At 61.3% G+C, this 12,577-nt stretch carries 14 protein-coding genes and 1 tRNA gene; 4 read left to right on the plus strand and 11 right to left on the minus strand.

Annotation, left to right across the window (positions count from 1 at the left end):
* A complete protein-coding gene (locus BLU18_RS14630; RefSeq protein ID WP_143025277.1) occupies positions 1–963 on the plus strand; it encodes a hypothetical protein in 963 nt (320 codons plus the stop codon).
* On the opposite strand, the gene BLU18_RS14635 is transcribed toward BLU18_RS14630, so the two are convergent.
* The 7 genes from BLU18_RS14635 to icd form a co-directional block, all read right to left on the minus strand.
* Entirely contained in the window at positions 960–2,516 is a 1,557-nt protein-coding gene (locus tag BLU18_RS14635) for a DUF2254 domain-containing protein (RefSeq protein ID WP_143025278.1), read from the minus strand. The two genes, BLU18_RS14630 and BLU18_RS14635, sit on opposite strands and share 4 nt — an antisense overlap.
* A 186-nt stretch (positions 2,517–2,702) precedes the next feature.
* Positions 2,703–2,773: transfer RNA gene (locus BLU18_RS13715), tRNA-Pro, on the minus strand.
* Positions 2,774–2,829: 56 nt separating this feature from the next.
* Complete coding sequence (locus BLU18_RS13720; RefSeq protein ID WP_092635875.1) at positions 2,830–3,699, minus strand: RNA-guided pseudouridylation complex pseudouridine synthase subunit Cbf5; 870 nt, start codon at positions 3,697–3,699, stop codon at positions 2,830–2,832.
* The gene (cmk, locus tag BLU18_RS13725; RefSeq protein ID WP_092635877.1) at positions 3,696–4,280 is read right to left on the minus strand and encodes a (d)CMP kinase; all 585 of its coding nucleotides are present in this window, start codon (positions 4,278–4,280) and stop codon (positions 3,696–3,698) included. The genes BLU18_RS13720 and cmk overlap by 4 nt, the downstream gene beginning before the upstream one ends.
* A 39-nt stretch (positions 4,281–4,319) precedes the next feature.
* Entirely contained in the window at positions 4,320–5,216 is an 897-nt protein-coding gene (locus BLU18_RS13730) for a DUF106 domain-containing protein (protein WP_092635879.1), read from the minus strand.
* Positions 5,217–5,300: 84 nt separating this feature from the next.
* The gene (locus BLU18_RS13735) at positions 5,301–5,948 is read right to left on the minus strand and encodes an adenylate kinase (protein WP_092635881.1); all 648 of its coding nucleotides are present in this window, start codon (positions 5,946–5,948) and stop codon (positions 5,301–5,303) included.
* A 91-nt stretch (positions 5,949–6,039) separates the two neighbouring features.
* The gene (gene icd, locus BLU18_RS13740; protein ID WP_092635980.1) at positions 6,040–7,299 is read right to left on the minus strand and encodes an isocitrate dehydrogenase (NADP(+)); all 1,260 of its coding nucleotides are present in this window, start codon (positions 7,297–7,299) and stop codon (positions 6,040–6,042) included.
* A gap of 135 nt (positions 7,300–7,434) precedes the next feature.
* Between icd and map the strand changes: the two genes are divergently transcribed.
* Positions 7,435–8,325 carry a type II methionyl aminopeptidase gene (gene map / locus BLU18_RS13745; RefSeq protein WP_092635883.1) on the plus strand — a complete coding sequence of 297 codons (891 nt, stop codon included), beginning with the start codon at positions 7,435–7,437 and terminating at the stop codon, positions 8,323–8,325.
* Here map and BLU18_RS13750 read toward each other — a convergent pair.
* Positions 8,322–8,522: a DUF7835 family putative zinc beta-ribbon protein gene (locus BLU18_RS13750; protein WP_092635885.1), complete on the minus strand. Its 201-nt coding sequence runs from the start codon at positions 8,520–8,522 to the stop codon at positions 8,322–8,324. The genes map and BLU18_RS13750 overlap by 4 nt on opposite strands.
* A gap of 179 nt (positions 8,523–8,701) precedes the next feature.
* Here BLU18_RS13750 and BLU18_RS13755 point away from each other — a divergent pair, with 179 nt between their 5' ends.
* Positions 8,702–9,247: an HIT family protein gene (locus tag BLU18_RS13755; protein WP_092635887.1), complete on the plus strand. Its 546-nt coding sequence runs from the start codon at positions 8,702–8,704 to the stop codon at positions 9,245–9,247.
* Positions 9,248–9,317: 70 nt separating this feature from the next.
* Positions 9,318–10,235 carry a cation diffusion facilitator family transporter gene (locus BLU18_RS13760; protein ID WP_092635889.1) on the plus strand — a complete coding sequence of 306 codons (918 nt, stop codon included), beginning with the start codon at positions 9,318–9,320 and terminating at the stop codon, positions 10,233–10,235.
* Here the strand turns inward: BLU18_RS13760 and BLU18_RS13765 are convergent.
* The 3 genes from BLU18_RS13765 to deoC all read right to left on the minus strand — a co-directional run bounded on the left by BLU18_RS13765 (position 10,232) and on the right by deoC (position 12,526).
* Positions 10,232–10,504: a PadR family transcriptional regulator gene (locus BLU18_RS13765; protein WP_092635891.1), complete on the minus strand. Its 273-nt coding sequence runs from the start codon at positions 10,502–10,504 to the stop codon at positions 10,232–10,234. The genes BLU18_RS13760 and BLU18_RS13765 overlap by 4 nt on opposite strands.
* Positions 10,505–10,550: 46 nt before the next feature.
* Positions 10,551–11,807 (minus strand): tRNA (N(6)-L-threonylcarbamoyladenosine(37)-C(2))-methylthiotransferase, encoded by a 1,257-nt coding sequence (locus tag BLU18_RS13770; protein WP_092635893.1) that lies wholly within the window; start codon positions 11,805–11,807, stop codon positions 10,551–10,553.
* Positions 11,808–11,899: 92 nt separating this feature from the next.
* A complete protein-coding gene (deoC, locus tag BLU18_RS13775) occupies positions 11,900–12,526 on the minus strand; it encodes a deoxyribose-phosphate aldolase (protein WP_092635895.1) in 627 nt (208 codons plus the stop codon).
* Positions 12,527–12,577 lie beyond the last annotated feature (51 nt).

Consider the following 12,577-nt stretch of genomic DNA (forward strand, 5'->3'; position numbering starts at 1 on the left):
ATGAGTAAATCTACGGAATTTCCGGAGACGGTGTCAATATACGCTGACAATCCCAATACCCGGAAGAAAAAATTTGAGCGTGTGATTCAAGACGCCTATGGAAGCGGAACGTATCTATCTGACTACTACGAAGCTGAAAATGGAATCGTCTCTCTAGAACTGGGGAATTCCTTCCCGAAAGATGTCACCGATTGTAGACCAGGAGAGCAGAGAGTCATCAAATATATCGCCGTTGATGATATTGCGGAAATAAACGCTGAACGGCAGGGAGACGAGTATATTCTGGAATTGTTACCACGAGAGGAAGTGAATCGTGGTCTAATTGATGGAAAGAAGCGGCTACGAGACGATTTAGACCAAGCGATGGCTAAGGCGAGCTACAAACAGATCGCGTCTATTCCTGCTGTTGAGAACCAACTCAACCCGATCAAACAGATTCTCCGGTGGACTCGAATATACCAGCCTCCTTTTGAAGAAGTGAGGAAAGCTCAGGGGAAGGATGATGAGAAGACACTGAGATATGTCAACACTCTTGAAGAACTGGGGTTTATAGAACTACGAGATGACGGTCATCTGTACGCGCAAAGGCCACTTGATAAATATGATTTGGAAGAAATTGAAGGAGAGAATTTCACTAAGGAGATCTTAGGGGAGGTTATTGAACAGGGGTTCAAGCAATTGTCTCGCGATTTAGGTCTTGGTATCCTCCGAAATCTACCAAAGTTTGCCAATGGATATTATCTTGATGCAGTTGAAAAGGAAGATCCCGGTCTTCACCTTGACCTAGATACAATCCACGAAAATATCATAGACTGGTACGGACCATCGGAACGCAGGCATGAGTATGTTGTTCGAGATAAGCTAGATAGGCTAACCTCTTTGGGTATCCTGGAAAAGGAGGGTGAATATTACACGTCGAATACTAACACGTATAATCGAATGGAGTCTTATTCCCCAATCTAGCTTGCGCTCTCTCTGAGTGCTTCGATAAATTCACGCATTTCGGCATCAGTATGAGAGAAGACCGTGAATTCGCGTGTTTTTATCTCGCCTGAAGAAATTTCCCCAGCGATATTTTGTATTTCATCCCCGAGTTTTTCCGTATCCTGACACGAACTTTGAAGATCTGATGCAAGCTTAGCCGCATCTTTTCCGAGTTCGAGTGCAATCTCAGATACACCTATTGTTAATCGTTGGAAAATAATCTGATCATATTCTACCGTCTTGGAAGCAATCTCTGTCAAATTCCTATATATATCATTTAAGAGATTCTGTTTAATTCCGGAAGAATCATCTTGAGTTTCCAGCTGGTGTATGACATCTATGAGCGATTGATTGGTTTGATGAAATACCTCGCGAGCGAGAATTCGGCTATCGCTTGAACTTATCAACTCACTCGATACAGATTCATAGACGATCTCAAAGCCGAGAGAAATCGATGTGGAAATGACTTCTCTTTGACTACTCTGCAAACCTCCGTCGATATTGAGCAATATTTGTGGAATGTTTACAAGTTCAGATTCAACTTTCGTTAGCACACCAATTGAATTTGTATCCATTGCTTTCCGAGCTAATTGCTTGTATTCATCGAGTAGGTCAGTCTCAAAATGTTCTTCCGTAAGAATGTGGCGGAGGATATCGGTCAAAATAGATGTTTGCGTTTCAGCGATCTCCTTCTGACCAGATTCAGCGAAAGCTTCGATTAATCGCCGCTGAATACGGAATGTATGGAGCATCCTATCTAGTGGTCCATCTATTCCACATGTGGTGCAGGTTTCCCATCTGGCCAGTATAATATCAAAATTCAGATCTGACGGCTGAATCGGGTCACGATTAAATAGAGTCTCTTCTTGAGCGTTTAGGAGCTCGTTTATGGATTTGTACATATAGAAGATAGATAGCTGTACTGTATATTCGTCATCGCGCTCGTCAGACGCAGAGAGAATGCGTTCAATCGTCAGAAGAGAAGTTCGCTCCGGTTTCAGTTTAGTCGATTTGTTTTTTGAACCTGATTCTTTCAAGATATTGTCTTCGGTTATCTTATTTGAGGTCCTTTTTAGCAAGGTTTCTGGAGAGGTAAGGGAAACTAACAATTGGCGAGCTAGAACCAATGAAAATAGAGATATAGATGCGAGACCGGCTGCTATTCCGACAGTATAATTCCAAGAATCCGGGAGATATTGAAAAAAGATATCCGGGACCGTATATCCCAATCCATGAGCCTGAATAACATAGATATCGAATAGAATAGATACGCTATAGAATGTTAATAATCCTAGAAAAGTGTTAGATTTACTCAGATTCTCTAGTGTCAAGGGACTAAATTCTGTGGCATTCACTTGTGATGCCAAAATAAAAATCGAGAATACGATACCGACAAACGCGCCTTGTACCGTAGCTAGGGCGACGAATGTATTTGCAGTATAAGTCGTTCCCTGGGTGAATTTCGAGAATGAAATCCCGGTTATCAGTCCAATAGATAGGATCGCCAGGACGATCCATTTGTTTCTGGACACAGTTGACCAAGAAAAGACACGTTCTTGATATAGTTCTAGTGTGTTGGTCTATAACTTGAGAGGGCCCCGGTGTCTATCATACTCTTTCAGCGAGAATCGTAGAACGTGGTTTTGGCTGATCAGAGAAGATATCTAGTCCATAGTGTACCCAACGCTCTGGATGTTAGCGCTCGGTACGTAAGTGAATGGGACCGCCGTGATTCGAACACGGGTCCAACGCACCCCATGCGCAGAGGATACCACTACCCCACGGTCCCACGATTCGACGGAGGGCAGTCTGCGGGTTAAGCGTGTCGTTTCATCCTCACTCGCATCAGACGAGCACCCGTTCGAGTTCGACCACGACGCCCTCGGACGCCGTCGGGTCGCCGACGAGACGCCCGAGACAGACGGCGGCGTCGTCGGGGGTGTAGCAGGCGACGAGCGCACCCTCTTCGGCGTCGTCGGCGTCGATGACGCCCGGCGCGTACACCTGTGCGCCGGTGGCGACCTGTTCGGCGGCGCTCGGTGCGATGATGACGCTCGGTAGGCCGGTCAGCACGCGTTCGGCGGGGGCGACGACCTCGCGAATCGGTTCTTCGTCGCCCTCCTCGGCGAAGGCGAGGGCGTCGGCGAGGTCGTGGAGCGTCACGAGGTCGCGGTCGTCGAAGGGGTCGGTCGCGGTCCGGCGCAGGGCACCCATGTGCGCGCCGGTCCCGAGGGCGAGGCCGAGGTCGTGACACAGTTTGCGGACGTACGTCCCGCTTGCACACTCGATTCGGAGGAGGACCTGCCGGTCGCGGACTTCGAGGGCGGTCAGGTCGTGGATGCGGCGCGTGCGGAGTCGGCGCGCGACGGCGCTCTTGCGCGGGGGTTTCTGGTAGATATCGCCCTCGAACTCGGCGAGGACGTCTTCGAGGTCCGCGGGAGCGTTGCCGTGGAGTTCGAGGACGGCGGTGTACTCCTTGCGCCCCTCCAGAAAGACGGGCGCGAGGCGCGTGGCGTCGCCGAGCATGACGGGGAGACACCCCGTCACCTTCGGGTCGAGCGTCCCGGCGTGGGCCGCGCGGTCGACGCCGACGAGGTCACGCACCCACCCGGCGACCTGGTGTGCGGAGGGGCCGGGCGGTTTGTCGAGGTTGAGGACGCCGAACGAGAGGCGGTCGTCGAGCGACCGTTCGCCCGGTGGGTCGCGGAGCGTCACGACTCGAATCCGTCGAGTTCGACGCCCTCGATGGCGTGGCGGCCCTCGTCGTCCGCGGTGTCGTAGCGTTCGACAGCGGTGGTGAGGATGGCGAGGACGTCCGGCGCCGTCCACCGCGCCGTGTTCACCACGAGGTCGTAAATCGAGAGGTCGTCGATAGGGATGTCGTAGTACTCGTCGTAGCGTTTCCGCTCGCTTCGCTCGCGTCGGAGCGTCTCCTCGCGGGCCTGCTCGACCGATTTCCCTTCTCGGTCGGCGATGCGGGCCGCGCGAACGTCGATGGGGGCGTCGAGCCAGAGCCGGAAGTCGGCGTCGGGAGCGAGCCACCCCGCGAGACGCGATTCGAGAACCACGTCGTCTCGGTCGCGGGCGATTTCGTAGAGCCGTCGGTCTAGGTCGTTGTCGATGTGTTCGTCTTCCTCGGCGAGTTCGTTGAATTCGACCGGCGAGTAGCCACGTTCGGCCGCGAGGTCGCGGAAGATGTCGCCACCGCTGATATGTTCCAGATCGAGCGCCTCCGCGAGGCCGGCGGCCGTCGTGCTCTTCCCACTGCCCGCCGGACCGGACACGGTGAGTAACATATCGCCACTCAGGATGGCCGGCTAAAAGAGCGTGTTCACTTACGACCCAGTCGGGCTGATGTCGATGTTCAGCCCTTTGCGGATGATCTGGGTGAAGCCCATCGAGCAGAGGAAGTACCAGACAATCCACACCTGAATCGGGCCGAGCGCCTGCGCGGTCCACGCCTTCTCACCGACGAGCGGTAGGACCAGTGGCTGGAGGTCGAACACCGGGTTCGCGTTCGCGCCGATGCCGACGCCCCAGTACATCCAGAGGAAGACCGGGATAGTGAGGAACATGATCCACACCATCGGTCGGAACTGCTCTTTGAACATGCCCATCTGGTCGCCCATGGCCTCCATCTGCTCGTCCTGGATGCGGTCGAGGGCCTCGTCGTCGCCGCGCTCTTTGGCCGCCTTGCGTTTCTCCTGAATCTCCTGCATCTTCGCCTGATACTCGCCCATCTTCTCGCTGTCCATCAGGTTCGCCTGGAGGATGGTGGAGTACAGCCCCGTCACGACGGCCAGAATCATGACGACGGCGTAGAAGGGGAGCATCGAGTTCAGCGGACCGAGCGCGACGTTCATCGCGGACCCGATGAGGTTCCGCATCGGCGCCCACGAGTAGCCAGCGAAGAGGCCGATACTGACGACCGCTGCGCCCTTGTCCCATTTCGACCACGACGACTCCCCGTCGCTCGAACTCGCGGTCACCGTCTCGTCTTCGAGGGCGTCGCGAGTCGCCTCGGGGTCGTCCAGTCGGAAGCCAGTCTCGCCGTCGATCAGGATACCCTTCTCGATGAGGCGGCCCCACTGGCCACTCGAGATGTCCTCGCGGACGTCGACCCACTTGACCTCGCCCGTCTCGTCCGCGCGGTCGAGGATCGTCTCGATGACGGTCTCCATCTCCGCGTCCTCGGAGACGAGGGTTCGCACCTTCTGCTCGATCCGTGCCATTGGTGGCAGTTTCCCCCCGACAGTTATGAAGCTTTTACTCTGCCTCCCGCCGGGACCGCGCAAAAAAGAGAACTGCGACCGCGCTCAGGCCGCGTCGGCGACTTCGTCGCGGATGGCCTCGAACACTTCGTCCGGCGTCCCCTCGCCGTCGATTTCGACGAGGACGCCCTCGTCGCGGTAGTGTTCGACGACCGGTTCGGTGTTCTCCTCGTAGACGCGGAGTCGCTCGCGGACGGTGTCTTCCGTGTCGTCGTCTCGCTGAATCAGGTCGCCGCCACAGTCGTCACAGACGCCCTCCGTCTCCGGCGGACTGAACTCGACGTGGTAGTTGGCGCCGCAGTCGTCACAGACACGCCGGCCGGTGAGGCGGTCGACGAGTTCCGATTTGCTTACGTCGAGGAAGACGACGGCGTCGAGGTCGGTGATGTCCGAGAGATACTCGGCCTGGTCGAGGTTGCGGGGATAGCCGTCGAGGACGTAGCCGTCGGCCTCCTGCAGCGCCGTCTTGACGATTTCGTTGACGACTTCGTCGGGGACGAGTTCGCCAGCCTCCATGTACGCACGCGGCGTGTCGTACTCCGTGTCCATGTGGCTGATGTCCATGTCCTTGTTCGCGCGGAGGGCATCGCCCGTCGTGACGTGTTCGATGCCGAACTCGTCGGCGAGGCGCTTGCTCTGCGTCCCTTTCCCTGCACCCGGTGCACCGAGCAGTAGCACGTGTGGCTCGCTCATACCCTCACCTGCCCCTCCGGCTATAAATTAGTGTAGAATCCCGCGCGATATTGTCAGCATCCGAACGCAGGATGGTGACACACCGCGTGGCTTACGCCAGTTCGTGAATCTTCTCGACGACCGCCTCGGCGTACTCGCTGGTGGCGAGTTTGGTGCCGCCCTCGATCTGTCGGTGGAGGTCGTAGGTGACCTTGCCCGACGAGATGGTCTCCTCGACGGCGTCGCGAACGAGGTCCGCGGCGTCCTCCCAGCCCAGCTGTTCGAGCATGATGCGCCCGGAGAGAATCATCGCGGTCGGGTTGACCTTGTCCTCGCCGGCGTACTTCGGCGCCGAACCGTGGACGGGTTCCGCGAGGACGCGCCCGTCGCCGAGGTTGGCGCCCGGCGCGATGCCGAGGCCGCCAATCTGGGCGCCCGCGGCGTCCGAGAGGTAGTCGCCGTTGAGGTTCGGCATCGCCAGCACGTCGTACTGCTCCGTCCGCGTCAGCAACTGCTGGAGCATGTTGTCGGCGATGCGGTCCTTGACGACGACCACGTCCTCGGGCGCCTCGCCGTCGTACTCGTCCCAGAGTTCGTCCTCGGTGATGACGTTCTCGCCGTACTCCTCTGCGGCGACTTCGTAGCCCCAGTCGCGGAACGCCGCCTCGGTGAACTTCATGATGTTGCCCTTGTGGACGAGCGTCACCGAGTCGCGGTCGTTCTCGAGGGCGTACTCGATGGCCTGTCGGATGAGGCGCTTGCTCCCGAACTCCGAGATGGGCTTGAGACCGATGCCGACCGGGCCGTCGTGGATGGTGTTGTCGAAGCCCATCTCCTCCTCGACGAACTCGCGGACTCGTTCCACTTCCTCGGTGCCGGCCTCCCACTCGATGCCGGCGTAGACGTCCTCGGTGTTCTCCCGGAAGTTGACCATGTCCATCTTCTCGGGGTGGGTGACGGGCGAGGGGACGCCGTCGAGATGGTAGGTCGGCCGCATGTTCGTGTAGAGGTCGAGCTTCTTCCGGAGGGCGACGTTCAGCGACCGGAACCCGCTCCCGACGGGCGTCGTCAGCGGACCCTTGATGGCGACGCGGTGTTCGCGGATGGCCTCGACCGTCTCCTCGGGCAGGTTCTCGTCGTAGCGTTCGCGGGCCGACTCGCCCGCGTAGAGTCGCATCCAACTGATGGAACGGCCCGTCGCTTCCGCGGCCGCTTCGAGGACGGACTGGGCCGCCGGGCCGACGTCCGTGCCGATACCGTCGCCGTAGATGATGGGGATAATCGGATTCGACGGTACGTCGAGTTCGCCGGTCGCCTCGTCGACGGTGATGCGCTCACCGTCGTCAGGAACCTCGACTCTGTCGTAGCTCATATCGTCGCCGAATTCACCGACCAGCGTGAAAGAACTGCCGTTCTCCCCGAACGCGGCCGTCCCGTGCGGGGGTCGCTGTCGCACTCCCGTCGCCCATGCCGCAACCTCTTTCCCCGACTCACGCCAAGAGCGCCCATGAGCGTAGGACCCCTCGACGAGGAAACCGTCGAGAAGTATCGCCAGGCCGGTGAGGCGTTGCGGACCGTCCTCGACGAGGCAGCCGAGATGGTCGAACCGGGTGTCACGCACCTGGAAGTGGCCGAACACGCCGAGGAACGCATCTACGAACTCGCCGACGGCCCCGCCTTCCCCGTCAACATCAGCATCGACGAGGAGGCCAGCCACTCCACGCCCGCCCGCGACGACGACACCGAGTTCGGCGAGGAGATGGTCTGTCTCGACGTGGGCGTCCACGTCGACGGCTACATCGCCGACGCCGCGACGACGGTAGACCTCTCCGGCAACCCGGAGATGGTCGAAGCGGCCGAGGAAGCGTTGGACGTGGCAATCGACGCCGTCGAACCCGGCGCCGACACCGGCACCATCGGCGGCGAAATCGAGGACGTCATCCGCGGCTACGGCTACACGCCCGTCCTCAACCTCTCCGGTCACGGCGTCGAACAGTGGGACGCCCACACCGCGCCGAGCGTCCCCAACCGCGGCGTCGAACACGGCGCCGAGCTACAGGTCGGCGACGTCATCGCCATCGAACCGTTCGCCACCGACGGCCGCGGCAAGGTGAGCGAAGGCGCCAAGGAGGAAATCTACGGGCTGGAACGCGAACGCTCCGTCCGCAACCGACAGGCCCGACAGGTCTTGGACCAGGTCACCTCGGAGTACCGCACGCTCCCCTTCGCGGCCCGATGGCTGGACGCCTCTCGCGCCGAGATGGCGCTCCGACGACTCAAGCAACAGGACGTCATCCACGGCTACCCAGTACTGAAAGAGGAAGACGGCTGTCTGGTCAGTCAGGCCGAACACACCCTCATCGTCACCGAAGACGGGTGTGAGGTTACGACTGCCTAAGCGTCGTTCATCCGCTGAATCGACTCCGCTTCGCAGACGTCGCAGACAGACACCCGATAGGGTTCCCGCGAGAACGCCGCGTTCGACGATGCGGGGTTCTCGGTTCGAATCTCTACCCGGACCTCGTGTCTGGTTTCTCGGCCGCAGTCGGGACACCGTTCGCGGTTGGTGTTCGGGTCGGGTCGTTTCGCCTTCATCACGTCGGGCGTTTCCGTGCTGGTTGCATAAGCCCGGCAGTCGGTTAACCCGGATTAAACCCGGTTAATCCGGGATGAACCGGGTTCTCAGCCGTGAGAACGTTCCAGCGTCTGCCGGATTTCTGACGCGACGCGACCGGGAGCCGACAGTATATATCCGTGGCTGCCCCGCTGACGGTATGGACCAACTGTTCGCCCCGTGGCGCATCGAGTGGGTGACTCGCGACGGCGACGACGACATCGACGGCTGTCCGTTCTGCGTGCTACCCGCGCGCGACGACGACAGAGCCAGTCGCATCGTCGCGCGCAGCGACCACGCTTTCGTCATCCTGAACAACTACCCCTACAACCCCGGCCACGTCATGGTCATCCCGTACGCCCACGAGCGACGGTACGGGGCCCTCGACGACGCGACCCTCCTCGACCACGCCCGCCTCAAACAGCGGACCTTCGACGCGATGGACCGGGCGTTCGAACCCGACGCCTACAACGCCGGTCTCAACCTCGGCGGCGGCGCCGCCGGTGGCTCCATCGACGACCACCTCCACACGCACGTCGTCCCGCGGTGGGAGGGCGACACCAACTTCATGCCCGTCGTCGCGGACACGTCGGTCATCGTCGAAGCCGTCGACGAGACGTACGCCCGCCTCCACGACGCCTTCGCCGAACTCCCCGAGGCGACCGCCCCCGGCGACGACAGCGCCGTCCAGTTTGCCTTCGATTAGACTCACTCGAAAGCTGCCTTCTATGCGTCTAATGGCACGCCTTATGTGGCATTAGGGTCTTTGCTGAGGTATGAGCGAGGACCGCGCATCGTTCCTCAAGGCGTCGTGGGTCAACGTCGCCTCGAACGTCCTCAAAATCGTCGTCGAGGGAGCGCTCGGCCTCACTTTCGGCAGTCTCGCGCTCATGGCCGACGCCGCCCACTCCGTCGCTGACCTCCTCGCCAGCGCCGTCGTCCTCGTCTGGGGTCGCTTCGTCTACGACGACGCCGACGACTCCCATCCCCACGGCCACGACCGGTTCGAACCCCTCGCCGCGCTGTTCGTCGGCGGCGTCCTCGTCATCCTCGGCTTGAAACTCCTCTACGACGCGGGCCACGCGCTCCTTGCTGGCCCGACTGCCGAGTACAGCGCCATCCTCGTCGCCGGCCTCGTGTTCGCACTCGTCGTCCGCTACGCCTGTTACTGGTACACCGTCGTCGTCAACCGCGACGTGGACTCCCCGAGTCTGCGCGCCCTCGCCGCTGACAGCAAGAACGACGTGTACACGACGCTCGCGGCCTTCGCCGGCGTCGTCGGCATGGCCTTCGGCTACCCGATTCTCGACCCGATAGCCGGGGGCGTGGTGAGCCTGCTCGTCATCTACCAAGGTATCGAAATTTCGCGAGAGAACGTCCGCTACCTCTCCGACAGCGCGCCGCCGCCGGACGAACGCGAGCGCATCGAGGCGGCCATCCGCTCACACCCCGAGGTACGGGGGATTCACGACTTCGTCGCCTACTACTCCGGGCACGTCATCGAGGTGGAGTTCCACGCCGAAATCGACGGCGACCACACGCTCGCGGAAGCCCACGACATCGAGACCGAACTCCACCAGCGCGTCCGCGAAATCGAACCCGTTTCCGACGTCCACGTCCACCTCGACCCGGCCGGCTTGGGCGAGTGGAAAGACGCCGCCGACCGCTCCTCGGCGTCGACGACGACCCGTTAGAGCGCCTCGCGCACCCACTCGTAGTGGTCGCGGAGCGCTTGCTCCCCCGCTTCGGTGAGCGCGTACCGGTCGTGGATGCCGTCGACGCGCTTCGTGAGGTGACCCTTCTCCGTCAGCGTGTCGAGCGCACCGTAGAACTGCGATGGCTCGATTCGCCCGTCGTACTGTGATTCGAGCGCCGCTTTACACTCCTGTGCCGTGGGGTCGCCCTCGCTCGCGACGACGACGCAGATGTCTCGACGGAGGCCGCTTCGGAGCCACTTGGCCATACGCGTCTCTCCGCCAGCAGGATAAAAACCGCGTCGGTTCCGCGCCTCAGACCGGCGTTCCGAAGGTGTACATCGTCTCGTGGCCGGTTATCTCGACCTCCACGAAGTCACCGGGTTCGACCCCCTGGTCGTCGGCGTGTTGGACGATGACCTGCCGGTAGGCGCCGTCGCGACACTTCACGGAGTCGCCGGTGCCCGGTCGGACCGCGAGCACCTCTCGGCGCTCACCGACCATCGACTCGTGTGCCTCGCCAACTACCTCGCGTTTCAGTTCCGACATCGCCTTCGAGCGCTTCTTCTTGAGCGTTCCGCCCAGCCCTTTCATCTCCGCGGCGTCGGTCCCCGGCCGCTTCGAGAAGCGGGTGACGTTGATCTTCTCGGGGCGGACCCGGCGCAGGAGGTCCATGCTCTGCTCGTGGTCCGCCTCGGTTTCGGTGGGGAAGCCGACGATGAAGTCCGTCGACAGCGTCCACTCGTCCAGTCGGTCGTCGAACGTCTCGACGACTTCGAGGAACTCCTCCACCCGGTGCTGGCGGCGCATGTCGCCGAGGACGTCGTTCGACCCCGACTGCACCGGCGCGTGCAGGAAGTTGTAGAGTTCGTCGTTCGCAGCGAACGTGTCGGCGAGCTCCTCGCGGGCGCCGTGAACGCCCTTCGGGTTCGCCATGCCGACGCGCACCCGGAAATCACCCTCGATGTCGCAGATGCGGTCCAGCAGTTCGGGCAGGAGGCTCTCGCCCTGATTGCGGTCCCAGCCGTAGACGCCGGTGTCCTGTCCCGTAATACGAATCTCTTTCGCGCCCGCGTGGATTAGCGCCCGCGCCTTCTCGACGTTCTCCTTGACGGGCGGCGAGTCGAGTTTGCCCGTCGCCCGCTTGGTGATGCAGTACGAGCAGTCGCTCATACAGCCGCGAGCGATGGGGAGAATGCCGATGGCGCCGTCGAGAATCGGCTCGGTGTCCGGCGTCGTCGTCGGACACTCGCCGTTCATCGCCGCCTCGGGCACCTGGTCCCAGTGGACCACGTCGGCGTCGATGTCAGCGTCGGCGAACTCCTCGCCCTGGGCCAGCGCCATACAGCCCGTGACGACGAGGTCACCGGTTTCGTCCTGCAGTTCCTCGGCCCGACGGAGCATGTTCCGCTCCGTCTTCTCGACGACCGTACAGGTGTTGAGGATGGCCACGTCGGCGTCGGCGGGACCCTCCGCGGGGTGGTGCCCCCCGTCGCGAAGCCGTTGCTCGATGGCTCGGCTCTCGCCGCGGTTGGCCGTACACCCGTACGTCTCGATGTGATAGCGGGCCATTCGGTGTGTCGCTAACTTGCGCCCGCGCGGAGAAAAGCGAAACGGTCCGCCCCGACCGATTTCGTCGCCGCCGATATCTCCCGACTGCGCGACTAAAATTCCTCGACCAACTCGACGCCCGCCGAGGCGCCGATGCGCGTCGCGCCCGCGTCCAGCATCGCTCGCGCCGCCTCCGCCGTCCCGATGCCGCCGCTCGCTTTCACCGGCAGATACTCGCTGAGGAGGGCCACGTCCTCCGTGGTCGCTGGCCCCGCGAACCCCGTCCCGGTCTTGAGGTAGTCGGCGTCGGCGTCGACGGCCGCCGCCGCCGCCCGGCGCAGCTCCTCCTCGTTCAGCAGCGACGCTTCGACGATGACTTTCACCGGAACGGGCACCGCCGCGACGAGTTCGGAGAGCTCCTCGACGACGGCCGCGTCGTCGCCCGCCTTGAGTCGGCCGACGTTCACAACCACGTCGAGTTCGTCGGCGCCGTCGTCCCACGCCCCGACTGCCTCCTCGCGCTTCGCCGCCGGGGCGTGCTGGCCGTGCGGGAACCCGACGACGGTCAGCAGCGTCACCGACGGCGCCACGTCGGCCACCTCGCGCACGTAACACGGCGGGATGCAGGCGTTCATGCCGTGGTCGGCCGCCTCGCGCACGACGCGTTCCGCGTCGGCGAGTGTCGTCTCCGGGCCGAGGACGGTGTGGTCGATGCAGGCGGCGAAGTCGGCTCGGTCCATGCCCGCCCCTTGCCGCGGCGGAGCGTAAGGCTTTCCCGCCGACTCACCGCT

The sequence above is a fragment of the Haloplanus vescus genome, assembly GCF_900107665.1.
In the GTDB taxonomy this organism is placed as follows: Archaea; Halobacteriota; Halobacteria; order Halobacteriales; family Haloferacaceae; genus Haloplanus; species Haloplanus vescus.

Excerpts from the sequence above, each read along its gene's own strand:
- BLU18_RS14630 (WP_143025277.1), top strand. The coding sequence starts at position 1 with ATGAGTAAATCTACGGAATTTCCGGAGACGGTGTCAATATACGCTGAC.
- cmk (WP_092635877.1), bottom strand. The coding sequence starts at position 4,280 with ATGTTACTCACCGTGTCCGGTCCGGCGGGCAGTGGGAAGAGCACGACG.
- BLU18_RS13730 (WP_092635879.1), bottom strand. The coding sequence starts at position 5,216 with ATGGCACGGATCGAGCAGAAGGTGCGAACCCTCGTCTCCGAGGACGCG.
- BLU18_RS13735 (WP_092635881.1), bottom strand. The coding sequence starts at position 5,948 with ATGAGCGAGCCACACGTGCTACTGCTCGGTGCACCGGGTGCAGGGAAA.
- icd (WP_092635980.1), bottom strand. The coding sequence starts at position 7,299 with ATGAGCTACGACAGAGTCGAGGTTCCTGACGACGGTGAGCGCATCACC.
- map (WP_092635883.1), top strand. The coding sequence starts at position 7,435 with ATGAGCGTAGGACCCCTCGACGAGGAAACCGTCGAGAAGTATCGCCAG.
- BLU18_RS13750 (WP_092635885.1), bottom strand. The coding sequence starts at position 8,522 with ATGAAGGCGAAACGACCCGACCCGAACACCAACCGCGAACGGTGTCCC.
- BLU18_RS13755 (WP_092635887.1), top strand. The coding sequence starts at position 8,702 with ATGGACCAACTGTTCGCCCCGTGGCGCATCGAGTGGGTGACTCGCGAC.
- BLU18_RS13760 (WP_092635889.1), top strand. The coding sequence starts at position 9,318 with ATGAGCGAGGACCGCGCATCGTTCCTCAAGGCGTCGTGGGTCAACGTC.
- BLU18_RS13765 (WP_092635891.1), bottom strand. The coding sequence starts at position 10,504 with ATGGCCAAGTGGCTCCGAAGCGGCCTCCGTCGAGACATCTGCGTCGTC.
- BLU18_RS13770 (WP_092635893.1), bottom strand. The coding sequence starts at position 11,807 with ATGGCCCGCTATCACATCGAGACGTACGGGTGTACGGCCAACCGCGGC.
- deoC (WP_092635895.1), bottom strand. The coding sequence starts at position 12,526 with ATGGACCGAGCCGACTTCGCCGCCTGCATCGACCACACCGTCCTCGGC.